This is a genomic window from Methylobacterium oryzae (genome assembly GCF_036441375.1).
Classification (GTDB): Bacteria; Pseudomonadota; Alphaproteobacteria; order Rhizobiales; family Beijerinckiaceae; genus Methylobacterium; species Methylobacterium oryzae_A.
This window is the reverse complement of the sequence record NZ_MLCA01000008.1, coordinates 298270-322475: the sequence shown is the minus strand read 5'-3', so window position 1 is coordinate 322475 and position 24206 is coordinate 298270. Positions and strand designations below refer to the sequence as shown.

The window sequence follows — 24206 nt, the reverse complement described above, 5'->3', positions numbered from 1 at the left end:
CCGATCAGTTCGCCAGGCGTCTGTTGCGGCCTGTCGAGCTGCTGTGAATCTGGAGCGCGAAGACGGGTGCTTCCGCTCCATCCACAACTTCGAGGTGCCACATCTCGCTGAGCGTCATCTTCTCAGCCTCGCCCGAAAGCACCTTACCCATCATCTTGATCGCCGCGAGGCGTGCCGCGCCCGAGTCCGGGAGGACGGTATCGACATGGCCGAGCGAGCCGTGATCATCGCGGAAGTGAAAGAAGTAACGCGGCATTTCGGTCTCCGCCGGCGCGCGGGCGCGCGGTTTACTGCCGCCAGCGCCCGGGCTGTCCCGCCGACGATGGGCCGCTCTCACACGCTACGCGTTGACCTGCATTCACCTGCGCTAGGATCCGTCGCGCAAAACGGCCCGCACCGGTGGCCCGTGCACGCCGAAGGGCAGCCAGACGGGCGTGACCGCGGCGGGACCTGCGACCGAGACCGCCGGCAACGTGAGCGGTTCCTGATCTTCCTCGGGACATTCGCAGCCCGATCCCCGGGCTCTGTTCGGAGACAGGGAAAGCCGCGGTGGTCGAGATCCGCAAGTCTCAGGGCAATAACCGCCGCGGCACGGTCTATGCGCCCGGGCTTGTGGCCACGATCTGACGCACGAAGCAGCCGAGGCGTTCGCGGGGAGGGATCGTTGCGTCACCGCAGCGCGATCGAGAAAGCCGCCGCCCGGCGGGACTGCGATGCCGGTTCTCGGGTTTTCGTCGCGCGACCGGGCGAGCTTGCGGCGTCATCACCGGTTTATGAGGGGCGCGCGGAAAAAGCCCGCCACGGTGCTGGGCCGGGCGGGCGATGACAATATCAGGCGGCCGCGATGACGACCGGGCCGAGCAATGGCCTACACTGTCCTATCCGCGATTCGCGCGACGAAGCGGTGACACCTGACCTCGTCGCGCTCGGAAAGCGTGAGAGCGTTGGCCGTGGAAACGGAAACGACCGCGTCGGCGAGCCGCGCGGTACACGCCCGATCCGTCACGCCGCGTGCGTTGGAGGGACGTCGCCGCCGCGCGCCCGGCGGCGGGCGCGCCGCCCTCGCGGGCGAGGCCGGCTCCCCGCAGCGTCGTGGGCACGCAACTCCTCGCTTAGTCGTCGGAAGAGATCGGGGCCTCTTCGCAGAGACATGCAAACTCGACGAAGCCGGCTAAGACGGCGGCAGCGAAGACGACTTCGATGTGCATCGGCTTTCGGCCTCCAAACCATTTCATCGAGACGTGAGCGGGGTGGAGCGACAAGTTCGTCGCGTCCGGCATGTTCCAGCTGGGCCGGAGAAATGCCTGCTCCGATGATGAGCCGGGCACGCCGAGGCGGCCCGTAGTCTCGGGAACCGGTGAGGAGCCGCGCCGCTGGTGTCCGGCGCGTGACAACGCAGCGCGGGTCGCTGCGCTCTGCTCGATCGACGCGCTTGGCCGACGCTACCGTCTTCGCGCTCAGTCAGCCGCCTGGCGCAAAAGCCTCGGTACCTCGCCGGACAACTCGCGGGCCAGGAAGCCGACCGGGCCGACCGTGGCGGCGAGGCGCTTGCCGGCCTGTCCGTGCAGGAACACGCCCCAGAGGGCGGCGGCCATCGGCGCGAGCCCGCGCGCGAGCAGGCCGACGACGAGGCCGGCCAGCACGTCGCCCGAGCCCGAAGTCGCCAGGCCGACGCCGCCGCCCTCGTAGAGCCAGCGCGCGCCCTGCGGGCTCACGATCCAGGTCTGGGCGCCCTTCATCACCACCACCGTGCCCAGCAGGGCGGCCGCCTCGCTTGCGGCGTCGAGCGGGTCCGCTTCGACCTCTTCCCGACCGCGGTCCAGCAGTTGCGCCATCTCACCGGCATGCGGCGTGATCAACACCCGCTCCCCGTGCCGACGGACGTCGCCGGCATGCTGGGCGAGACCGCAGATCGCGGCCGCGTCGAGGACGAAGCGCGCGTCCGGCAGTGCCTCCAGCAGGTCCACGGCCAGCTTGGCGGTCGGCCCCTCCTCGACCAGACCGGGGCCGACCAGGAGGGCGTCACAGCCCTTCGTCACCTTGAGCAGATCGTCCGAGGCGCGCGCGCCGTCGACGCCGCCCTCCGGCGTCTCGGGAAGGCCGACGACCATCGCCTCCGGTACCGCCAGCCCCATGCCCGAAGCCGCACTGCCGACGGTGGCGATCTTCAGCTTGCCGGCGCCTACCCGCAGGGCGGCGATGCCGGCCAGCAAGGCGGCGCCCGGGACCGACCTGGAGCCCCCGAGCACAAGCGCGCTGCCGCGCTCGTCCTTGCTGCCCTCGTGAGGGATCGGCAGCGGGATCGCCTTGAGGCTGCCGGCGGTGAGGATCTCGTGGGTCATCGGGCAGCCACGTTCGCGTCAGGCTCGGAGGTAACCGGCGCCCCACCCTCGGCGACGGGGGCGACGAAGTTGTAGCGCACCAGCGCCAGCTTGCCGGTGGTGCCCTCGTGCGGCTGGAAGACGTACTCCGTCACCGAGCAATTCGCGACGTCGCCCGCGGCGTCGATGGCCAGGATCTCTCCCTCGGTCATCTCCTCGATCAGGTAGCGCAGGCACAGCACCACGACCTGGTGCGCGACGATGAGCACCCGCTTCTCGCCGTGGTGGAGCGAGACCGTGTCCAGCGCGCTCCTGAGGCGCAGGATCACGTCGCACCAACTCTCGCCGGACGGAGGCCGGTGGTAGAACTTGCCCAGGCGGCGGCGCATCTCGGCCTGCTCGGGATACAGTTGCTCGACGCCGGTCCGCGTCAGCCGGTCGAGAGTGCCGAGTTCCTTCTCGCGCAGGCGCTCGTCGACGATCGAGTCCGGCGCGCCCCCCGTCAAGCCGCCCGCCGCACGGATGCGCTCGGCGGTCTGCCTAGCCCGAAGATACGGCGAGGTCAGCGCCGTCTCGGGACGGTCCTCGGCCGGCAGGCGCGCGAACCAGCGCCCAACGGCGTCGGCCTGCCCCTCGCCGCGCGCGCTGAGCGGCACGTCCACGTCCCGTTCCGCTATGTCGATGCGGTCCGAACCGGCGCCGTGCGCGGCGTCGGCGGCGACGTTGCCGGCGCTCTCGCCGTGGCGCACGATCCACAGCCGGGTCGGCCAGCGCTGCTGCATGAGACGTTCGTCCTCCGGTTGTGTCCGGCAACGCCCGTCGTCCTCGCTGGTTCGCAGGATGGCGTGCGCGGGCGCGAGTTGCGCCTCCGAGAATCGCGTCGTCAGCGCAGAGCGGTCACCTCATCCGGCGTTCCGTGCCCGGGAGGTGGAGGTCGCCTCATATGCAGGAGCGCCGGGCCCACGTGCCGGAGACCGACCGGGACGACCCGGGCGAGGCCTGAGGCGACTATGCCGGCCGTCTCGGCCGCGATGACCGTCGCCACCACGATTCCGAGGTCGGCCGCGATGCCGAGCGCGAGGGTTATGCTGGCGACGAGCAGGAAACGGCTGCCCTGCAGCGACCGCCCTTGTGCAGGATGCGGTCGGCCTGGTCGCCGTCCGGGTGGGGCCGGTTGCCTTCGGTCATGCCTTCGGCGATCGATGGCGCCATCCATCGTGATAGCGGCCAGTTGACGAGGACAAGGTGGAGAGAGCGAGCATCGTCCTCCGGGTCGAGCTGGGGGCCGATACCCTGCTCGGGCCGGGCAAGGCCGCCCTACTGCAAGGTATCCGCGAGACCGGCTCCATCGCCGCCGCGGGCCGACGCATGGGGATGAGCTACAAGCGCGCCTGGTACTTGATCGACACTTTGAACAGCGCCTTCAAAGGGCCGCTCGTCACGGCGAACCGGGGTGGCAGGGCCGGCGGGGGAGCTCAGCTCACGCCGATGGGCGGCACCATCCTCGACAGCTACCTGCGCATGGAGCGGCTCGCCGCGGAGGCGGTCGCGGGCGAGCTCGATCTGCTCGGCTCTCTGATGGTCCAGATCCCGCAGTGATGACCTGCCCCTGATCGAGTGAGCCAGAGGTCGAGAGCGTCGCTGCCTCATGGCGTGCGCGGGCCGAGGCGACTCCCGCACCCGGACACCTGCGAGGGCCCCGAGGCGAATACCCTCGCGCTGCGGCTCGCTCCCGCCCGTGTCCGGTGGCGTCGGCGATCGCGCATGGACGGCCGCGAGGGCGGTGACGGCCTACCGGTTGGCTCGGCGCACGCTGGCGGACACGTCGGCGCGGGCCGCCGTTCTCCAAGGTCCAGCACTACGAGTCCGGTCGGCACGCCGGAGCGTGCCGACCGGATCGTGAAGGCGGCCTCTACTCCGCAGCCATCGGTGCCGCCTGGGCCGGCGACACCCGGGCCGCGCAGAACTTGAATTCCGGGATCTTACCCATCGGGTCGAGCGCCGGATTGGTCAGCAGGTTGGCGGCGGCTTCCGCGTAGCAGAACGGCATGAAGATCATACCGGCCGGCACATCGCGGTCGGACCGCACCTTCAGCTCGACCGCGCCGCGGCGCGTCTCGAGCTTCATCTTCGATCCCGGCTCAAGCCCGAGGCGGTAGAGCTCGCGCGGCGCCATGAAGGCTACGGCTTCCGGCTCGAGCGCGTCGAGGACACCGGCGCGCCGCGTCATCGAGCCGGTGTGCCAGTGCTCCAGGACGCGGCCGGTCGACAGCACCATCGGAAACTCCGCGTCCGGCACCTCGTCCGGCGGCACGATCGCCGCCGGGACGATCTTGGCGCGTCCGCTCTCGGTCGGGAAGCCGGCGTAGAAGATGATCTCGTTGCCGGGCTTGTCCGGGGCGTCGACCGGGTAGGTCACCGCGCCCTCGCGCTCCAGGCGCTCCCAGGTGATGTTGTTCAGCGACGGCATCACCTGCGCCATCTCGGCGAAGATGTCGGCCGGCCCATTGTAAGTCCAGGGCAGCCCGAGGCGCTTGGCCAGTTCCTGGATGATCCACCAATCCTGCCGCGCGTCACCCGGCGGGGCGACGACCGGCTGGGCGATCTGCACGCGGCGGTCGGTGTTGGTGAACGTGCCGGCCTTCTCGGCGAAGGCCGAGGCCGGCAGCACCACGTCGGCGTGGAAGGCGGTCTCGGTCAGGAACAGGTCCTGCACGACGAGGTGGTCGAGCATCGCCAGCGCGTGCCGGGCGTGGTTGAGGTCGGGATCCGACATGGCCGGATTCTCGCCCTCGACGAACATGCCCTTGATGTCGCCGGCGTGGATCGCGCGCATGATCTCGACGACGGTCAGGCCCCGCGTCGGGTCCAGCTTCTGGCCCCAGAACTCCTCGAACAGCTCGCGCACGAGGTCCTTCTCGACCGACTGATAGTCCGGGTAGACCATCGGGATCAGGCCGGCGTCCGAGGCGCCCTGGACGTTGTTCTGGCCGCGCAGCGGATGCAGCCCCGTGCCCGGGCGGCCGATCTGACCGGTGACCAGGGCGAGCGCGATCAGGCAGCGAGAATTGTCCGTGCCGTGGACATGCTGGCTGACGCCCATGCCCCAGAAGATGATCGACGATTTGGCGCGCGCGTAGAGGCGCGCGACCTCGCGCAGCGTCTCCGCGTCGATGCCGCAGACCGAGGCCATCTTCTCCGGAGTGAAATCGACGATCTTCTCCTTCAGGGCCTCGAAGTTCTCCGTGTACCCCGCGATGTACTGCTCGTCGTAGAGCTTCTCCTCGACGATGACGTTCAGCATCGCGTTGAGCATCGCGACGTCCGAACCCGGACGGAAGGCGAGATGCCTGTAGGCGTGTCGCGAGAGCGTCTGCCGCCGCGGATCCATCACGATCAGCTTGGCGCCGCGCTGCTTGACCGCGTTCTTGAGGAAGGTCGCCGCGACCGGATGGTTCACGGTCGGGTTGGCGCCGATCACGATGATGACCTCGGCGTCCATGGCCGCCGAGAACGGAGCCGTGACGGCGCCCGAGTTCAGGCCCTCCATCAGGGCCGCGACCGAGGATGCGTGGCAGAGCCGGGTGCAATGGTCGACGTTGTTGGAGCCGAATCCGAGCCGCACCAGCTTCTGGAAGAGATAGGCCTCTTCGTTGGAGCCCTTGGCGGACCCGAAGCCGGCGAGCGCCTTGCTGCCGTTGGTGTCGCGGATCCGCTTCAGGCCGCCGGCGGCGCGGTCGAGCGCCTCCTCCCAGGTCGCCTCGCGGAAATGCGTCCACGGATTGGCCGGGTCGACCTGGTCGTTGGCGTCCTTGGGGACGTTCTCCAGCCGGATCAGCGGAGCCGTCAGCCTGTGGGGGTGGTGGACGTAGTCGAAGCCGAACCGGCCCTTGACGCAGAGCCGATTGTGGTTGGCGGGACCGTCAACGCCCTCGGCGTAGATGATCCGCTCGTCCTTGACCTTGTAGGAAACCTGGCAGCCGACGCCGCAATACGGGCACAGCGACTTGACCTCACGGTCCGGGTAGACCGTCCGGGTGTTGTGCTCCGCGTCGAGATAGGCGGACGGCATCAGCGCCCCGGTGGGGCAGGCCTGGACGCACTCGCCGCAAGCCACGCAGGTCGAGCCCCCCATCGGATCGTCGAAGTCGAAGACGACCTTGGTGCCGGCCGAGCGGTAGGCCATGCCGATCACGTCGTTGACCTGGACCTCGCGGCAGGCGCGCACGCAGAGATTGCACTGGATGCAGGCATCGAGGTTGACGCTCATGGCCGGGTGGCTGAAGTCGCCCGTCCACCGCTCGGCCACCGGGAAGCGGCTCTCGGCGACCTCGACGAAATCGGCCTGGGCCCAGAAATGCGAGGTCGGATCGTGCGAGGTGGCGCGTTCCGGCTGATCGGCCACCAGAAGTTCCAGCACCATCGCGCGGGCCTTGGTCGCCCGCTCCGTGGCCGTCTTGACCTTCATGCCGATCGCGGGCGTGCGCTTGCAGGACGCGGCCAGGACGCGCTCGCCCTCGATCTCGACCATGCAGGCGCGGCAATTGCCGTCCGGACGGTAGCCCGGCGCGGGCTTGTGGCAGAGGTGCGGGATATGGGTGCCGAGCCGCTTGGCGACGGACCAGATCGTCTCGCCGGGGCGCGCCTCGACCTGCGCGCCGTCGAGCTCGAACGCGATGGTGGGCGGGGCGGCGGGACGGTCCTCGAGACCGAACAGGCCGGACGGCTCCGGGGCGGCCTGACCGCCCGACTTCGACCCTTGCGAGTAGGCACCGCCCGCGCCGGGCTGCGCGCTCGGGGCAGGTCCGCCGGCATCCTGCCGGCCGTCCGCCCGGATTTCGGGCCGCTCGGTCCTGGCGCCGTGCGTATCGGGGGCGTTGCTCATACGTCCGCTCCAAGCTCGGGCTTCAAATGGCGCTGCGCGACGGTCATTCGGCGGCCATGGCCCGGCCCTCCGGGAAGAGGTCAGGGAAATACTTAATCACGGTGCTGACGGGATTTGAGGCGGCCTGGCCGAGACCGCAGATCGAGGCGTCGCGCATGCACTGCGCCAGCTCGCCGAGCAGCTCCCTGTCCCAAGCGCCGCTCTCCATCAGCATGCGGGCCTTCTGCGTGCCGGACCGGCACGGCGTGCACTGCCCGCAGGACTCGTCCTCGAAGAACCGCATCAGGTTCAACGCGGCACCGCGCACGTCGTCCCGATCCGACAGGACCACCACGGCCGCGGAGCCGATGAAGCAGCCGTACTTCTCGAGGGTCCCGAAATCGAGCGGGATGTCGTTCATGGCGGCCGGCAGGATGCCGCCCGAGGCGCCGCCCGGCAGGTAGGCCGCGAAGGCGTGCCCCTCGGCCATGCCGCCGCAATACTCGTCGATCAGCTCCTGGATGGTGAGACCGGCCGGCGCCAGCTTCACGCCCGGCTCCTTCACGCGGCCGGAGACCGAGTACGAGCGCAGGCCGACGCGGCCGTTGCGGCCGTGGCTCTTCCACCAGCCGGCCCCCCGCTCGATCAGGTCGCGAACCCAGAAGAGCGTCTCGACATTGTTGATGAGCGTCGGGCGGTTGAACAGGCCGACCTGGAACGGGAACGGCGGCTTGTGCCGCGGCAGCCCGCGCTTGCCCTCGAGGGACTCGATCAGAGAGGATTCCTCGCCGCAGATGTAGGCGCCGGCGCCGCGGCGGAGATGGATGCGCGGCCCGCCCGCCGGAAGCTTGGCGATCTCGCGCGTCAGGATCTCGCGGGCGATGGGGTACTCGTCGCGCAGGTAGATGTAGACGTCCGGCGCCTCGACCACGTGGGCACCGATCAGCATGCCTTCGAGGAAGCGGTGCGGATCGGTGTTGAGGTAGAGCTGGTCCTTGAACGTGCCGGGCTCGCCCTCGTCGCCGTTGACCGCCATCAGGCGCGGCCCTGGCTCGCCGCGCACCGAACGCCACTTGCGCCCGGCGGGAAAGCCCGCCCCGCCCAGGCCCCGCAGGCCGCCGTCGTCGAGCACCGTCAGGACGTCCTCGACCGGCAGCGCCCCGCTCCGGACGCGCTCGAGCGTGGCGTAGCCGCCGCCCGCCCGGTAGGCATCGTAGTCGGTGTAGGCGGGGATGTGGGCGTGGGTCTCTCCGGCCGCGACCGCCGCCGTCACGGACGCCACGTCGGCCTTGTGCAGGAAATTGTGTCCCACCTCGACGGCCGGCGCGTGGTCGCACAGGCCCACGCAGGGCGCCCGCACGACGCGCACCGCGTCGGAGGCGAGCTCCCGCCGCAGCGTCTCCAGGAGGTCCTCGGCGCCGAACAGCGCGCAGGTGAGGCTGTCGCAGACGCGCACGGTGAGCCGCGGGATGGCGGCGTCCCCCTCCTTCACGACGTCGAAATGGGCGTAGAAGGTCGCGGTCTCGAAGACCTCCGCGAAGGCCAGCCCCATCTCGTCGGCGAGCGCGGCGAGGTGCTCGGCGCTGATCTGACCGTAGGTGTCCTGGACGAGGTGGAGGTGCTCGATCAACAGGTCGCGCTGACGCGAGCGCGAACCGAGGAGCTCCTCGATCTCGACCTTCGCCCGCGGCTCGACCTGACGCCCCTTCGGCACCGGGCGGGCCTTGTTCCGCCCGCGGCCGGGATGCGCGAAGTTCCTGATAGTCCCTGGTGCCTCACTCATACGCGATCTGTTTTCCAGCGTGTCCGACGGACGAAAGGGTGTGTGCGGGCGCGGTCTCGCCTACTGGCCGCCGAAGGCCCGCAGCGGCTGGCCGGCCTCGGAACGGTGCTCCATCGAGACCGCGCCCGTGGCCTCGTCCAGCGTCGAGACGCGCGGCCCGACGACCGACCGGAGATCGGCCTCGAACTCGTCGAGCGCGGCGTTCAGCCGCTCCAGCGGCGCCGCAGGAGCGCCTCCAGCCTGATCGCGAAGGGCGTCGGCCAGGGCGGCGCGCAGGCGGGCGGTCAGCGCCTCCGTGAGCGGCGGCTTCGCTTCGGCGGCGTAGGCCTGCACGATGGCGTCCGGGTCCTGGGGAGCACGCGTCGTGGCATCCCTGCTCATGTCCGCTCGCTCGTCGATCTACGCTGCATGACGTGCCCGTTCGGGTCGGTGGCGTGGCGTTCGCTTCAGCATGCATTATACAGCCGTTATAGCCGCGTTGGTATATTGCTTTTGCCGCGGGTTCAAATCGGTGCCGCACCGCAGGGGCCCCGGCCGCGGGCACGTTTCAGCCTTGCCGGGACCGGCGGGGCGGGGCACTGACCGGTGATGGTGAAGGCTGCGAAGCGGTGTCGGTCATGCGGGTGATCGGTCTTGCCGGGTGGAGCGGATCGGGCAAGACGACCTTGCTGGTCCGCGTGATCCCGGCGCTCGTCGCGCGCGGCGTGCGGGTCGCAACGCTCAAGCATGCCCACCACGACTTCGATACCGACAAGCCGGGCAAGGATTCCTACGAGCACCGCAAGGCTGGCGCGCGCGAGGTTCTGGTCTCGTCGGGCCGACGCTGGGCGATCGTCCACGAGCTCGGGGACGAGCCGGAAGCGACGCTGGCCCAGTTGCTCCAGCGGATCAGCCCCTGCGACCTCGTCGTCGTCGAGGGCTTCAAGCGCGAGGCCATTCCCAAGATCGAGGTCTATCGCGTGGCGAACGGCCGGCCACCGCTGCACCCGCACGACCCGCTGATCGTCGCGGTCGCCAGCGACACGCCCTTCGAGAACGCCGACGTCCCGGTCGTCGATCTCAACGATGCCGACGCCGCGGCGATGCTGATGCGGGACACCGCCAGGCCCATCGATCGGGTGCTGAAGGATCTGGAGGCGCAGAGGACGACCTAGATGACCGGCCCGCCTCGGCTGACCGCGCGCACCGGCCGGGCGGGCCGCCCGGCTCAGGGGGCCGCCTTCCTGAAAACGATCGTCGTCAGCGTCACCGTCCGGTCCCGATCGGGCCGCGGCACCGACCAGTCGGTCGAGTGACACACGGCATGCAGTTCGGGGACGTCCGCCGCGTCGTCCTGGAAGAGGTGACCTGTCCAGCTCTTGATCGATCGCGATGCGGCGGAACTCGTCACGAAGCCGATATTCTCGCCCTTGACCGCTCCGACGAGCATCCGGCAGCTCCGCGGCACGTCCCGCTCGGACGGCTTGGCGGTATAGGTGCCGGACACGGCATCGCCGCATTGCAGGAGGCGGATCTCGGCGCCTGTCGCGCTACGCCACAAGCCCTCAAACATCGGTGCGTCAGACTTCCAGCCTTGCGGGCCCTTCGCCGCACGAAGTCCGATATTTATGCACGGCTATAACGCTGTTGTCAGCTTAAAATGCCTGTTCGGGCTCTCGTCACGGCGGGCCTTCCGAAAAGTCCGGGCGCTGTCGGCACGGTCGACGGGCCGCCGATCGCGCCGGCGATGAACCCAAGGGCGCAGTCCACCGTTCTCGTCGTGTGCGTCTGGTCGTGTGTCTTGGCGCGGGTGCGGAGAACCTGGGATGCGCGGTGCCCTTCTCGAAGCCAGCATGCTGGGTGTCCTCCTCGTCACCGCCGCGCTGCCTGCGGCGGCGGCCCCGCCGGCGCAGCAGCCGGATGCACCCGCGGCCCGGTTCATCGAAGGACCCGAGCCCGGAACCATACCGGCCTCGCAGATGATCGGGGTTCCGGTGATCGGAATGGACCACGTCGGGGTCGGCAAGATCGAGGACGTGTTGGTCGACGGCGGCGGGCAGGTCCGGGCGGTGGTCATCGGGGTCGGCGGCTTCCTGGGGATCGGCGAGAAATCCGTGGCCCTGCCCTTCGACCAGATTGCCTGGAACTTCAGCGATGTGTCGCTGACGAGCGGTCCGAGCTCGATCGTGACGCCCGAGACCGCGCCCAGCGCCGAGGCGGCCGCGCGGACAGGGCCGGACACGATGCCGGGGGCGCGAACCACCCGCGATGCTCTCGCTGCGGTTCAGAACCAGCACAGCGGTCGCGTGACCGATGCGACCGGCTCCGTGGAGGCCGAGCGGCCCAGCGGCACGCCGGCCACGGTCCTCGTCGGTGGGAAGCCCTGGCGCGCCGAGATCCGCCTGACGCGGGCGCAACTGGAAGCCGCGCCGGCGTTCCGCGCCGGGAAGTCCCGCCTCTAGCGTCCACGCCCCACCAGGAAGAGTGTCATGCGAAACGGCCTTCTCACCGGCATGATCTGGGCTTCGAGCCTCCAGGGCGCACTGGCACAGCAGACCAACCCGGCGCCGCCGATCTCGGAGACGGGCCCCGCGCAATCCAGCTCGGGCGCGGCCACGGCCGCGGCGATCGACTTCAACTGGGTCTGGCTGAGCCTGCTCGTGGCCGTCGTGGTCCTGGCCCTCTGGTACATCGCGCGTCGGCGCCAGTCCGGCCCGCCACCCCGCTGAGACCCGGTCAGCGCGTCGCGGGCGCGCCGGCGCTCGGGAAGAACAGCTGCTCGCCGCCGACCTTGTAGCCCGCGATCGCCTGCTGCCCCGCCGGTGAGACAAGCCAGTCGATGAAGGCCTGCCCCTCCTTCGCCTTCACGCCGGGGTGCTTGTCGGGGTTCACCAGCATCACGCCGTAGGGATTGAACAGACTCGGGTCACCCTGAACCAGGATGACCAGGTCGGCGCGATTCTTGAACGCGAGCCACGTCCCCCGGTCGGCGAGGATGTAGGCACCGAGCGCTGAGGCCGTGTTGAGCGCGGGGCCCATGCCCTGGCCGACATCCCGGTACCAGGGTCCGCGCGCGGCCGCGAGATCGACGCCCGCCTCCTTCCAGCTGCGCAGCTCGGCGCTGTGGGTGCCCGAGCGGTCACCGCGCGACACGAACGCCGCCTTGCTGGCCGCGAGCTTGGCGAAGGCCGCGCGCACGCCCAGGCCGCGCACGCCGGCCGGATCGGAGGCTGGGCCGATCAGCACGAAATCGTTGTACATCACGTCGTACCGCGTCTTCGCGAAGCCGTCGGCGAGGAACTTGTCCTCGGCCGGCCGGTCGTGGACCAGCACCACGTCGGCATCGCCGCGGCGCGCCGCGTCGAGCGCCTGGCCCGTGCCCAGGGCGACGACCTTCACGTCGATCCCCGACGCCTCCCGGAAGAGCGGCAGGATGTGCTTGAACAGGCCGGACTGCTCGGTCGAGGTCGTCGAGGCGACGACGATCGAGGCCGGGTCGGCGCGGGCCGGTGGCAGGCGGCCGGCCGCGCTCAGGAGCGCGGCCAATCCCAGGGTCAGGAGGCGGCGACGAAAGGGGTCCACGGCAATTCCCCAGCGAGGTAGGCCCGCGCCTCGGACGTGCGGGGCGAGAACAGGATCTGGCGGGATGGACCATGCTCGACGGCGCGGCCGGAGGCCAGCACGATCACCGTGTCGGCGAGGCGCGCCACCTGCCCGAGATTGTGGGAGACGAGCAAAACCGTGGTGCCCGCCCGCGCCATCGCGGACACCAGGCCCTCGACGATCTCGGTCGAGGCGGGGTCGAGGTTCGCGGTCGGCTCGTCGAGGAGAAGCAGGTCGGGTTCGACCGCCCAGGCGCGGGCCAGCGCTAGGCGCTGCTGCTCGCCGCCGGAGAACCGGGTCGCGGCATCGCGTGCCCGCTCCGCGAGGCGGACCCGGGCGAGCGCCTCCTGCACCCGCGCGGCGCGCGCCGGACGGGGGAGGCCTCCGAGAGCCAGCGCGACGTTCGCGGCCGCGGTCGCGCGGATCAGGGCGGGCCGCTGGAACACGAAGGCCCGCCGCTGCGGGCCGACCCGGACCGTTCCGGCGTCGGGTCGCAGGAGCCCGTCGATGACCCTGAGGGTGACGCTCTTGCCGGCTCCGTTCGGGCCGATGACGGCCGTGACGCTGCCCGGAGCGACCTCCAGGCCGAGTCGGTCGAGCACCGTTCGCCCGTCGAGGGACAGGGTCACGTCCTCGAGGCGGATGGCCGGCGCCGCGCTCATCCGTACACGCGCGCGGCGTGGCGGCGGAGCAGGGCCACGGCGCCGTTCACCACCAGGACGAGGCCGATCAGCACGAGGCCGAGCGCCAGGGCGAGGCTGAGATCGCCCTTCTGGGTCTCCAGCGAGATCGCCGTCGTCATCGTGCGGGTGTACCCGTCGATGTTCCCGCCGACGACGAGGACCGCCCCGATCTCCGAGATCGCCCGGCCGAACGCGGCGAGCGCCGCGGTCACGAGGGAGAAGCGCACGTCGTAGATCATCGCCCCGGCCTGACGCGGCGCGGAGAGCCCGAGGGAGCGCAACTGCTCGCCGAGATGCACCCGGGCGTCGGCGACGACCTGCTGCGTCAGGGCGGCGACGAGCGGAGTCGCGAGCGTCGTCTGTGCGGCGATCATCGCGCCGGGGGTGAACAGCAGGCCGAGCGGCCCGAGCGGTCCGGAGCGGGAGAGGACGAGGTAGAGCGCGAGGCCGACGAGCACGGGCGGCAGCCCCATGAAGGCGTTCAGCAGGCCGACCGCAGCGCCGCGTCCGGGAAAGCGGGCGACGGCCACGAGGGCACCCAGGGGGATGCCGAGCACGAGACCGATGCCGACGGCGGTGAGGCTGACGCGCAGCGACAGCCACGCGATCGCCAGCACGTCACGATCCAGGCTGAACAGCCGGGACAGAATTTCCTGGAGCGTCTGCATCATGCGCCCGGGCCGGTCCCCTGGGATAGGACGAGGCGGATGGCGGGATCAGCCGATAAGTCCGGCCTCGAAGCGCGGATTCGGCGGCATGGACCTGTCATGCCTACCAGAGGAGCGCGTGCGGATAGTAGGTGAGCATATCGCCCGGGGCGACCGTTGTCGCGTCGTCGGGAAGCTCGACGAGGCCATCGCTCTCCGTCAGGGAGGTGAGCACGCCCGCCCCTTCGCGGGGGAACTTGCGCGCCACGGGGGCACCGTCGGGGTCGCGCTCGAGGCAGACCCGCACGTATTCCCGTCGGCCCGGCTTCTTCCGGTACGCGAAAGCCGCGCGCACGGGCCACGAGGCCGGGGTCTCGGTCAGGCCGCCGCCGAGCCGGGCGAGGAGCGGCCGCACCACGAAGAGCAGCGTGACGTAAACGGCGACCGGGTTGCCGGGCAGCCCGACGAACAGCTTGTCGCCGATCTGGCCGAGGGCGATCGGCCGCCCCGGCTTGATCGCGAGCCGCCAGACGGCCAGCCGTCCCAGCGCCTCGACCGCCCCCTTCACGTGGTCCTCTTCCCCCGTCGAGACGCCGCCGGAGGTCAGGACCAGGTCGTGGCCGCCGCTGGCCGCGTCCAGCCGGGCCCTCAGGGCGGCCGGGTCGTCCCGGATGATCCCCAGATCGTCGACCGCGACGCCGAGGCGCTTCAGGAGCCCCGCCAGCAGGGCGCGGTTCGAATCGTAGACCTGACCGGGCCGCAACGGTGCGCCGGGCTCGGCCAGCTCGTCGCCCGTGGAGAACAGCGCGACCCGCAGGCGGCGGCGCACCGCGAGCTCGGAATGCCCCGTGGCGGCCGCGAGAGCCAGATCCTGCGGACGCAGGCGCCGCCCCGCGGGGATGGCCAGACCGCCGCGCGGCAGGTCCTCGCCCGCCGGTCGCGTGTTGGCGCCCCGCTTCAAGTTCGGGGGCAGGCACACGCGATCGCCGTCGGCGCGGACGTCCTCCTGCATGAAGACGGTGTCGGCGCCGTTCGGCATCGGCGCACCCGTGAAGATCCGCACGGCGCCCGCGATCGCCTCGCTGCCCGGGACCGCGCCGGCCGCGAGGCGACCGCCCAGGGGCAGGAGCGTCTCGCCCTCGCGCGCCAGATCGGCGTGGCGCACCGCGTAACCATCGACCGCCGAATTGGCGAAGGGCGGCAGGTCGTGCTTCGCCAGGACATCCTGCGCGCAGATGCGGCCGTCGGCGAGAGCGAGCGGCACGGTCTCGATGTCGGCGAGGACCGGCATGCGCTCGGCGATGAGCGCGACCGCCTCCTCGATCCGCATGAGCTTGCCCCCGAAGGCGAAGCAATCGTCGGTCAGCTGTGCCACCGCCTGCCACTCTCTCGGCTCATGCCCGCACCGGGCCGGCACCCTGCCCGGCGCCCGCGCCCCGGGTTACCACGATATCGGCGCTGCGTGCCGCCCCGTCGAGCCCCGCAGCGACCGCCAAGGCCCCGCGGCCCCGCGGTCAGGATGCGGGCGGGGCCGCGCGTCAGGCGCCGTGGTACGTCGGGCCCCTGCCCCGTTGCCGCCTCGGACCAGGCGGCGGGACCGTCAGACGCGTTCCGCTCACGGCCCGCCGTCTGCTGGCGCGAAGCCGAGCCCCCGCAAGGCCTGTCTCGCCTCCCCCTCCCTGAGGATGGCCAGGAACGCGGCGAGCGCCGGGACGTCCTCCGCCCTGCCCCGGTGGACCAGGTCGTAGTTCTCCTCGGTCAGGGGCAGGAAGCCGAGCGCGTAGGTCTCCGCGACGCTGGAGATCGCCACGCCCCAATCCGCCCGTCCCTGCGCCACCGCGGCGGCGACCGCATTGTGCGAGCGCGGCTGGTTCCAGAATCCGGCCGGTCTCGCGCCCTTGAGCAGCCCGTCGAGGAGCAGGCGCGTGCCGGAACCCGCGTTGCGGTTGACCATCACGGCGTCCGGGTCGGCGAGGGCCGCCGCGACCGCGTCGGCCGGCGCGCGACCCGCGAAGCGCGGATCGTCGCGCCGGAACACGATGCCCTGAAGCCGACGCCAGCCCGGGACCAGAATCATGCCCGGTTCGAGGAACGGCGCGTTGTAGCGCCCGGATTCGGGATCGAAGAGGTGCATGGCGGCGAGATCGCACTCGCCGCGCCGCAGCGCCGCGAGGCCCCCGGCCGAGCCGACCCAGATGGTGCGCGCGCGAAACCCGCGATCGGCCAGCAGGCCGACGACGCGGTCGAGGCCGACGCAGTGGCTCCCGACGATCGTGAGATCCGGCGCCTCGATGCCGGCGCCGAGCCGCACGACGGAGACCCCCTCCCCCGGCTCCAGGCCCGGGCGCTCGGACGGCACGGCGAAGAACCCGTCGGCCTGCGAGAAGGCGGTGACCGATCCGGAGCCCTTGGGCAGCGGCAGGGCGATGGGTCCCTCCGGCCCGCGGGCGAGGGAGGTCATCACGAACTCCGTCCGGCCGAGTTCCGAGGCGACGCGCTGCGTGAGGCGCGCCGCGACGGTTTCCTCCTCTCGGGGCGGCAGCCCGGCCTGCGCCCGGATCAGGGGCACGACGAAATCGTGGAACGTGAACATCGCCGAGGTCGGAAATCCGGGCAGCACGACGATCGGCGTGCCCTGGGCCAGAGCCAGGCAGAGGGGTTTGCCGGGTTTCAGGGCGACCCCGTGAACGAGAATGCCGGGCGCCCCGAGACCGGAGAGGACGCGGTGCGAGACGTCGCCGGCCCCTTTGGAGGTCCCCCCTGAGAGCACGACGAGGTCGTGAGCGCGCAGGGCGTCACCGAGGATCGCTTCCAGGATTGGCGCGTCGTCGCGCACGATCCCGAGCCGCACCGGCTCGCCGCCGTTCTCGGCAACGGCCGCCGCCACGATCGCCCCGTTCGAGTCGTAGATCGAGCCCGGCGGCAGCGGCGCGCCGGGGGCGACCAACTCGTCGCCCGTGGAGAGGATTGCGACGCGCGGACGCCGCACCACCGCCACCGCGGCGAGGCCGCAGGCGGCCAGCATCCCGATCTCGCGGGCCGTGATCCGCAGGCCCCGGCGCAGCACGGTCTCGCCGGCGGCCATGTCGGCGCCGGCATAGCCGACGAACTGCCCGGGCCGGGCGGCCGCCGCCACGTCGATGGCGAGCGCGTCCGCGTCGAGCTCCGTCTGCTCGACCATGACCACGGCGTCCGCTCCGCGCGGGATCACCCCGCCCGTGGCGATGGGCGTGGCCGTGCCGGGCCGCACCGCCAGGGTCGGCGCGACGCCGCAGGCCAGGATCTCCCGATTGAGGGTGAGCCGTCGCGGGCTCGCCGGCGACGCCCCCTCGGTGTCGGCGGCGCGCAGCGCGAAGCCGTCCACGAGCGCGCGATCGAACGGGGGAACGTCCCGCGGCGAAGCGACATCGCGGGCCAGCACCCGTCCGAGCGCGTCGGGCAGGGAGACGGTCTCGGGCGCCAGCGCGCTGTGCGGGACCGCGGCCCGGAAGGCCGCGAGGGCCTCCGCGCGGCTCATCACCGTGAGGAACTGCTCCTGTCGCGATGCGGCCGCGAGCCGCTCGGCGAAGGCCGTCTCGGTTTCCGAGTTCGAATCCGGGCTCACAGCGGCCAAACCTCGATCTCTTCCCCGGCCGGATAGCCCTCGCGCTCCGGTGCGACCATCACGACCCCGTCTGCCTCGATCAACCGACGCAGCGGGAGCTCGGCTCCCCCGAGGGGCTCGACGCCGTCCGGCCGGCCGCGCACGAAGATCACCTCCGTGAGGCCGATCGGCGAGGCGATCTTGCGCAGCAGCCGGTCGCGCCGCGGCGGCGCGGCGTGCGCGCCGGTGTCCAGCGCCGCGCCCACCGCCCGGGCGTTGCCGGTCTGGGCGAGGCCGAGCCCGGCGAGGTTGCCGTAGGCGGCGGGCGTGACCACGAGGTCGAGGCCGGTGGCGGCGTAGAGCGCGTCGAGGCGCGTGCCGGCCGGCAGGCCCGCCGCCGGCTGGGCGAGCCCGGTGAACGTGCCCGACAGCCCGGCCTGCGCGGTGAGCACGCCGAAGCGCTGGCCGAGCGCCGGGGTGAAGCTGTTGGTGGCGTTGCCGGTGATGCCGCGCAGCTCCGGCACCAGGGTGCCGTTGGCCGAGACCGTGCCGGTCGAGCCGAGCGCCAGGAGGCGGGCGTAGCTGCCGGCGCCGGTGCCGGTGCCCGGCCCGTCGATGTCCAGCCCGAGGCTGCTGCCGGGCGCGAGCGCCACCGGGCCGAGCACGGTCAGCGTGCCGGGGGATTTGCCCGGCCGCAGGGCGCCGGCGACGGTGACCGGGGCCGCGACGGTGCCGATGCCGCGCAGGGTGCCGGCGGCCGCGACCGTGACCGGCGAGGTCCAGAGCCCGTCGAGCGAGAGGGTTCCGGCCTGGACSGTGGTCGGGCCGGAGAAGCGGCCGAGGCCGGTGAGCGCGAGCGTGCCGGTCCCGGCCTTGGTCAGGCTGGTCGGGCTGGCGGTCTCCAGGATGGCGCCGGCGTAGGTCGAGGCGGTCGCGCCCGTGACGGTCAGGGCGCCGTTGCCCAGGACCGCGGAGGCGGAGCCGGCGAGGCGCGCCACCGCGACGGCGGTGCCGCCGAGGTCGAGCGCGCCGGTGTTGGTCAGGCTGGTCAGCCCGGCGAGCGGGCCGGTGATCTGCAGGAGGCCGGCATTGGTGAGGGTGCCGTTGAGCTGGCCGGAGAGCTGGGCGATGCCGGTGTTGGTCAGGTCGGCGGTGAGGGTGCCGGCGCTGGCGACGAGGCCGGCATTGCTGAGGCCGGCGGGCGCCGTGAGGCTGGCGGCCGGGGCGACCGCGACGAGGCCGGCATTGGTGAGGGGCCCGGCGAGGCTGTAGCTGCCGGTGACGGCCAGCGTCGCGCCGGCGGCGTTGGCGAAGGAGCCGCTGCTGGTGACGGTCCTGGACACGGCGAGCAGGCCGGCCTCGTTGGCGATGGCGCCGTCGAGGCGGCCGCCGCTGGCGAGCACGGTGCCGGCATTGGACAGGCCGCCACTGACCGTACCGCTCGTGGCGAGGAGGCCGGTGTTGGCGACGCCGCCGGCGATGGCGCCGGTGTTGAGGGCCGTGCCGGTATTGATCAGCCCGCCCGCGAGGGTGCCGGCATTGACCAGGCTGCCGCTGTTGGCCGCGCCGCCGCCGACCGTGCCGCTGTTGAGCGCCTGACCGGCATTGGTCAGCCCGCCCGCGATGGTGCCGGCATTGACCAGGCTGCCGGTGTTGGCCGCGCCGCCGCCGATCGTGCCGGTGTTGGACGCGAGGCCGGCATTGGTCAGCCCGCCCGTGACGGTGCCGCTGTTGGCGAGCACGCCGAGATTGGCGACGCTGCCGGAGACGAGGCCGGCATTGAGGAAGCTCGCCGCGGCGCCCACGAGGACGGGCGCGGTGAGGCTGCCGGTGGCGGTCAGGGCCAGGGTGCCGGCGCCGAGCAGGACGCCGCCCGTGAACGTGTTGGCCGCCGACAGCACGGCGGTGCCGGGGCCGGTCTTGACGAGCACGCCCGGCTGGCCGCCGTCGGCGATCGGCCCCGCGAAGGTGGCGGTGCCGACATCGATCTGCAGGGTGCCGGGGCCAGCGAGCGTGAGCGGGCGGGCGGTGGCGAAGCCGTCGGCGAGGACCTCGAGGGTGCCGCCGCCGAGGGTCAGGCCGGTGCCGGCGGCGCCGAGATTGGCGTCGCGGGAGACGGCCAGGGTACCACCGTAGACGGCGGTGCCGCCGGCATAGGTGTTGGTGCCGGCGAGTTCGAGCGTGCCGAGCCCGACCTTGATCAGGCCGCCGGGCCCGGAGATGTCGCCGCCGAGGCTCGCGACATCGAGCGGGTTCAACGCCGTCGTACTCATCAGGAAGACCGGGAGGCCGGTCGTGAACTGCGAGGCCAAGCTCAGGCTGCCCTGCAGCGCGATCATCGGCTTCGCGACGAGATCCGCGCTCTCGGGAAGAATGCGCTGATAGCCCGCGAAGCCGCTATCGGCGTCGTAGATGAGATTGAAGCCCCGGAGGATCGTGATCGTCGTGTTGATGTAGGTCGCGCCCGTGTCGGTCGGCTTCGCGCTTTCGGCATGGACCACGCCGACCGGGGCGAGCGGATTGTTCGTGTCGCCGACCCTGAAGCTGTAGAGCGCCACGGGCGGATCCGTGCGCCCTGGCATGTAGACGGTCACGAGCGTTCCCCTCGGGATCGGTGCGCCCGTCTCGACGCTGCTCCCGTCCGGAAGCTTGATGTAGGAATCGTAGACACCGGTATCGGGCAAGACGGTTCCCGAGCCGATGGCGCCCCCGGCCTGCAGAGCGCCCGGCGTCATCTGCCACTCGATGCCCTTCCCGGTATCCGGACCGGCCGCCAAGCGCAGGAAGGTTGTCCCTTGCGTGCTGGCAGCCGTCAGGCCGAGCTGGATCCCGGTCTGGCTCACGATGTAGCCGCGGACGAGCTTCGAGGCGTCGCCGGTGGCGATGTAGTTGATGTTGAGCAGCGGATTCGCGTTGGGCGTCCCGTCCGGAAAGCCCGCGGCCTCACGACCGAAGCCGATACCGAACATCTGCGTCGTGATCGGGCCGGTCACCGGGACGTTGCCCTTCGTCTCCGACATCACCCGCAGGATCGGGACCCGCGTCGCCGCGAGGACGGCGCCCGTGGCCGGATCGAAGAGTTGGACGGTGGTCTCGTAGAGATCACCCGACAGCACCCGCTGGCTGCTGCTGTAGGTGATCTGCCCTTGTCCGATCGGCTGTTGGCCGGGCGCCGGTCTCCAGGCGTGGGAGTCTTTGCCGATGGCGATGCCGGTGGACCCCGTATCCACCTGGAAATCGCTGCGGCTCTGACCGTCGAAGCCGACGCTCAGGACCGCACCCGGGCTCGGCTTCCCCTCGGGGGTCTCCGGCGCGAAGATGATGTTGGACACGAACGGGATGGTGACGCTGGCCGTCTTGTCCGCGTACAGGCCCCAGGGGACCCCCTCGGCGCGCCCGCCCGTCGCGGGCATCGAGAACGCCATTCCGGCCAGCAGCGCCGCACCATAGCGCTCGAGGAACGTCAACACCGTCAACCCGCCGTTTCAACCACGTGATCGTGAGCGCGCAGGAGGGCCGGCGGAAGGTTAACAGCTGGCAAACGCGATCGTTCGGTGGCCCGTTCGATCACGGTTTCACCAGCTTTGCGCGCGATCTCCTCAGTATTCCAGGTCTCAAGCTGCATCGCCGCAACAGGTCTGGGGCCGTCGGACGTTCGACAACCGCACCGGCGTTAGGTGTAAATGTCGACACTATGGCTCCGGCGCGCCGGAGACACTGGTGTGCGACCATCGCGCCCGCGGCGGCAGATCGCGGTGCCGCCGGTTCGTGGATGGGGCCGCCCATAGACTAGGGAACCGGCATCGCCCGCGATCCGGCGCGCTGCGGAACGCGAGCCGGGCCCGCGCACCGGGTCTGCGTCGGATCCGATCTCGCCGCGCGGCCATCAAGGAGCTGCGGGCGCGAGACCGGCGATGGAGACGGCCGGCGCGCCACCGCCCGGCGGGTCCGGAGCGGCCCGAGCGCCCAGCACACGGCGGGCCCCGTCGCGGTGATCATCCCGCCGAGCACGCCCGTGCCGATCGCCCGCCGGCTGTTCACGGTGGCGCCGGCGCGGGGACCGCGCCGAGGATGAGCGCGAGAGAGGCCACGATGATCGGCCGGAAGCGCGGCCCGCAGGCCTCCAGCGCCGCTTGCTGCACGTCTCGGCCCTTCGCCAGGGCTTCCCCGGCCTCCTCGATGATCAGGATCGCGGTCTTCGCTGTCAGGCCGATCACGGTGATCAGGCCGACCTTGAACTGGACGTCGTTGGGCACGCCGCGGACGAGCGTTTCGAAGATCGCGCCGACCACGCCCGTCGGCACCGCGAGCAGCACCGCCGGCGGGACGGCCCGGCTCTCGGACGGCGCCGCGACGCCGAGGAAGACGCGGAGCAGCGCCAGGACCAGCAGGTCGACCGCCCGACGTCCCAACCGCTTCTCCCGCAGAGACGGCCCGGTCCGGGCGACGTCGAAGCCCGGCGACGATCGCGTGGCGGGGCGCTCCATCACGGCCACGGGGTCGCCGCTGGCCTCGCCCGGCGCGCCGCCGCCGAAGATCTCGATGCTCGGATAGCCGTGGAAGCCGACGACCTGCACCGGCCCCCTTCATCCAGGCGCGCCGCGCGAAGGATGGACGGTAGCGTCGGCCCCGACCAGCCCCGCTGCCCGCTCCCCGCAGGTCTCTATGCCGTCGCCGGGCTCGCGCGCGGACCCGGCCACCTGCCATCGCCCGCTGCCGCCCTCGCGCCGGTCCTCAGCCGGCCACGGATTGCGGCGCGCCGGCCTCCGGGGCGCCGGTCATCCGGCGGTCGACGGCCGCGAGCGTGTCGAGCAGGCGCTTCCGGAGCCGCGCCGCGCCTTCCATCTCGAGGGCGTCGACATCGACGTAGAAGTCGATCCCCCGGGCGTGCTCGGAGAAGATGGTCTCCGGTGCCTCGGCGGTGAGATCGCCCTCGACGGCGTAGGGGACGACTTCGCGGCTGATGCCCTTCATGCGGATCGGCTCCTGCGGACTCGCCTGGACGATGTCGCTCACCAGCGCGTAGGTCTCGTAGCTCAGCGTGATCCCGCCCGGGACCGCGGCCGCCTGAAGGCGCGCGGCGAGGTTCGCCTCCGCGCCGATGATCGTGTAGTCCATCCGCTCGTCGCTGCCGAAGTTTCCGACGTTGCAGTAGCCCGTGTTGATGCCGATCCGGGCCTGAAACGGGCGCTCGATGCCGGATCGCCGCCAGCGGGCGTTCAGCTGGCCCAGGCGCTTCTGCATGTCGATCGCCATGCGGACGCAGGCCTGCGCGTCCTCGCGGACGCCTCGGCTCTCCGGATCGCCGAAGAAGACCAGCATTGCGTCGCCGATATACTTGTCGACCGTGCCGCCATGCTTCAGCGCGATGGCGGTCATCTCGGTCAGGTATTCGTTCAGGAGGACGGTCAGCTCCTCGGGCTGCAGGCGCTCGGTGGTAGCGGTGAAATCCTTGATGTCGGAGAAGAAGATCGTCAGCTTCTTGCGCTCGGTCGCCACCGACACGTCCCGCTCGCCGCTGAAGATGCTCTTGTAGACTTGAGGCGAGATGTACTTGGCGATCTGCACCGAGACCGACGCCAGGAACCCGTTCGACTCCGTCAGCTCGCGGTTCATCCGGTCGATGAGGCGGGATTGGCGCGCCTGCAGCAGCAGGAAGGTGGTGCCGGCGAGTGCCGCCAGGATGAAGTAGCCGAGCAGGTACTTGAAGGCGAAGACGTTGGCGGCGATCGGCTGGTGCAGGACGATCTCCTGGATGCCGCGGACGTCGCCGACCTTCCAGTCGGCCTTCGGGCTGAGCGGATGGGCGTTGTGGCAGCGCACGCAGGCGGATTCCATGCGGATCGGCGCCGCGATGCGCACCTGCCGGTCGAAGAACGCGCCCGTCGTCTCGCTGACGAAGCCGGTCTGCGGGTGGGCCCGGAGGTCCGCCAGGGCCTGGATCTCGAAGGCGTCCAGATCGTGCGGCTTGCGGTCCTTGAACGGGAGATCGGAGACGAAACGATACTTCACCGCGCCGTCCCCGCCGCTGATCCGCTCGCCGAGCTCCAGCGAGAGCGTCGCGGGGATCGGGATCGCGTTCGGCACGCCCTTGTAGTCGTGGCGCGTCTCGACCCGGCCGGTCGCGGCGTTGACCGCCTGGACGACGTCGCTGGCGTAGAAGCTCCGCATCTGATCGATGATCCGGCCGGTCTCGATCGCCTGGGTGGCGAGCATGCGCTCGGACAGGCCGCGCAGGTCGAGCCAGACCGCGACCGGCAGCCCTGCCAGACCGAACAGGATCGCCGCCACGAGGAGGGGGCCCATGAAGCGTTGCTGGCGCGCGGCCGATTCGTCAAAGCTCGACATCACCCATGACCCCAAGGAATCAGGACACGGACCCTTTTCTTGAGCCGATCCATATACAGACAATTCTCCCCTGAGAAGCGTTGCCTTTCCGGGTGCGGCCCGAAATCTCGCGCCAATGCAATGTCCGCGCGGATTATGAGGCAATACAATCAATCAACCGCAGGATGTCATCGCGCGGGCGCACCTCACCGGGCGGTCTCACGGCTTCGTGGTCTTCGACCGCTCAGCGTGATCGCGCCGCCGGCGTGCTCACACGCCCATGTTCCGCCGCGGATCGCCGTGGGCCGGGCGCATCGTTGTCGGGGCCGATGAAGCTGTTCGGCGCTCTTCCGACATCGTTTCCGGCATTCGCGAGCGCGGCGCCCGGGATGGTCCCGCAGATCTTCCGCAGCGCG

19 protein-coding genes are annotated in these 24206 nt (G+C 71.2%); 4 read left to right on the top strand and 15 right to left on the bottom strand.

Annotated features, from left to right (window positions below; all coding sequences use genetic code 11):
* Window positions 1-4: 4 nt before the first annotated feature.
* The 3 genes from MOTC310_RS17515 to MOTC310_RS17505 form a co-directional block, all read right to left on the bottom strand.
* Window positions 5-256: a DUF6894 family protein gene (locus MOTC310_RS17515; RefSeq protein ID WP_331302713.1), complete on the bottom strand. Its 252-nt coding sequence runs from the start codon at window positions 254-256 to the stop codon at window positions 5-7.
* A 1201-nt stretch (window positions 257-1457) separates the two neighbouring features.
* Entirely contained in the window at window positions 1458-2342 is an 885-nt protein-coding gene (locus tag MOTC310_RS17510; RefSeq protein ID WP_331302712.1) for an NAD(P)H-hydrate dehydratase, read from the bottom strand.
* The gene (locus MOTC310_RS17505) at window positions 2339-3103 is read right to left on the bottom strand and encodes a histidine phosphatase family protein (protein WP_331302711.1); all 765 of its coding nucleotides are present in this window, start codon (window positions 3101-3103) and stop codon (window positions 2339-2341) included. Before MOTC310_RS17505 ends, MOTC310_RS17510 begins: the two co-directional genes overlap by 4 nt.
* A 463-nt stretch (window positions 3104-3566) precedes the next feature.
* Here MOTC310_RS17505 and MOTC310_RS17500 point away from each other — a divergent pair, with 463 nt between their 5' ends.
* Complete coding sequence (locus MOTC310_RS17500) at window positions 3567-3920, top strand: winged helix-turn-helix domain-containing protein (protein WP_331292880.1); 354 nt, start codon at window positions 3567-3569, stop codon at window positions 3918-3920.
* A gap of 313 nt (window positions 3921-4233) precedes the next feature.
* Here MOTC310_RS17500 and fdhF read toward each other — a convergent pair whose 3' ends face one another.
* From fdhF to MOTC310_RS17485, 3 genes are read right to left on the bottom strand one after another with little or no spacing between them, the layout of a single operon-like run.
* Window positions 4234-7206: a formate dehydrogenase subunit alpha gene (gene fdhF, locus MOTC310_RS17495; protein ID WP_331302710.1), complete on the bottom strand. Its 2973-nt coding sequence runs from the start codon at window positions 7204-7206 to the stop codon at window positions 4234-4236.
* A gap of 43 nt (window positions 7207-7249) precedes the next feature.
* Window positions 7250-8968, bottom strand: coding sequence for an NAD(P)H-dependent oxidoreductase subunit E (locus tag MOTC310_RS17490; RefSeq protein WP_331302709.1), 1719 nt, complete (start codon window positions 8966-8968; stop codon window positions 7250-7252).
* 60 nt (window positions 8969-9028) lie between these two features.
* Window positions 9029-9349, bottom strand: a complete 321-nt coding sequence (locus tag MOTC310_RS17485; protein WP_331302708.1) for a hypothetical protein — start codon at window positions 9347-9349, stop codon at window positions 9029-9031.
* Between the two features lie 236 nt (window positions 9350-9585).
* On the opposite strand from MOTC310_RS17485, the gene mobB reads away from it, so the two are divergent.
* Window positions 9586-10122 (top strand): molybdopterin-guanine dinucleotide biosynthesis protein B, encoded by a 537-nt coding sequence (gene mobB / locus MOTC310_RS17480; RefSeq protein ID WP_331302707.1) that lies wholly within the window; start codon window positions 9586-9588, stop codon window positions 10120-10122.
* A gap of 53 nt (window positions 10123-10175) precedes the next feature.
* Here mobB and MOTC310_RS17475 read toward each other — a convergent pair whose 3' ends face one another.
* Window positions 10176-10520: an avidin/streptavidin family protein gene (locus MOTC310_RS17475; protein WP_331292884.1), complete on the bottom strand. Its 345-nt coding sequence runs from the start codon at window positions 10518-10520 to the stop codon at window positions 10176-10178.
* Window positions 10521-10773: 253 nt separating this feature from the next.
* On the opposite strand from MOTC310_RS17475, the gene MOTC310_RS17470 reads away from it, so the two are divergent.
* Window positions 10774-11409 carry a PRC-barrel domain-containing protein gene (locus MOTC310_RS17470; RefSeq protein ID WP_331292885.1) on the top strand — a complete coding sequence of 212 codons (636 nt, stop codon included), beginning with the start codon at window positions 10774-10776 and terminating at the stop codon, window positions 11407-11409.
* Window positions 11410-11436: 27 nt separating this feature from the next.
* Window positions 11437-11676 (top strand): hypothetical protein, encoded by a 240-nt coding sequence (locus tag MOTC310_RS17465; RefSeq protein ID WP_331302706.1) that lies wholly within the window; start codon window positions 11437-11439, stop codon window positions 11674-11676.
* A gap of 7 nt (window positions 11677-11683) precedes the next feature.
* On the opposite strand, the gene MOTC310_RS17460 is transcribed toward MOTC310_RS17465, so the two are convergent.
* From MOTC310_RS17460 to MOTC310_RS17425, 8 genes are all read right to left on the bottom strand, one after another.
* Window positions 11684-12529, bottom strand: coding sequence for an ABC transporter substrate-binding protein (locus tag MOTC310_RS17460; RefSeq protein ID WP_331302705.1), 846 nt, complete (start codon window positions 12527-12529; stop codon window positions 11684-11686).
* Complete coding sequence (locus MOTC310_RS17455) at window positions 12502-13212, bottom strand: ATP-binding cassette domain-containing protein (protein ID WP_331302704.1); 711 nt, start codon at window positions 13210-13212, stop codon at window positions 12502-12504. The genes MOTC310_RS17460 and MOTC310_RS17455 overlap by 28 nt, the downstream gene beginning before the upstream one ends.
* Window positions 13209-13904: an ABC transporter permease gene (locus MOTC310_RS17450; protein WP_331302703.1), complete on the bottom strand. Its 696-nt coding sequence runs from the start codon at window positions 13902-13904 to the stop codon at window positions 13209-13211. The genes MOTC310_RS17455 and MOTC310_RS17450 overlap by 4 nt, the downstream gene beginning before the upstream one ends.
* Before the next feature lie 100 nt (window positions 13905-14004).
* On the bottom strand, window positions 14005-15255 hold the full coding sequence (locus tag MOTC310_RS17445; RefSeq protein ID WP_331302702.1) for a molybdopterin molybdotransferase MoeA: 1251 nt from the start codon (window positions 15253-15255) through the stop codon (window positions 14005-14007).
* A gap of 240 nt (window positions 15256-15495) precedes the next feature.
* Entirely contained in the window at window positions 15496-17493 is a 1998-nt protein-coding gene (locus MOTC310_RS17440) for a molybdopterin biosynthesis protein (RefSeq protein WP_419539926.1), read from the bottom strand.
* Entirely contained in the window at window positions 17481-20933 is a 3453-nt protein-coding gene (locus MOTC310_RS17435; RefSeq protein ID WP_331302701.1) for an autotransporter-associated beta strand repeat-containing protein, read from the bottom strand. The genes MOTC310_RS17440 and MOTC310_RS17435 overlap by 13 nt, the downstream gene beginning before the upstream one ends.
* A gap of 567 nt (window positions 20934-21500) precedes the next feature.
* Window positions 21501-22040 carry an efflux RND transporter permease subunit gene (locus MOTC310_RS17430; protein ID WP_331302700.1) on the bottom strand — a complete coding sequence of 180 codons (540 nt, stop codon included), beginning with the start codon at window positions 22038-22040 and terminating at the stop codon, window positions 21501-21503.
* A gap of 157 nt (window positions 22041-22197) precedes the next feature.
* The gene (locus tag MOTC310_RS17425) at window positions 22198-23811 is read right to left on the bottom strand and encodes an adenylate/guanylate cyclase domain-containing protein (RefSeq protein ID WP_331302699.1); all 1614 of its coding nucleotides are present in this window, start codon (window positions 23809-23811) and stop codon (window positions 22198-22200) included.
* Window positions 23812-24206: the final 395 nt, after the last annotated feature.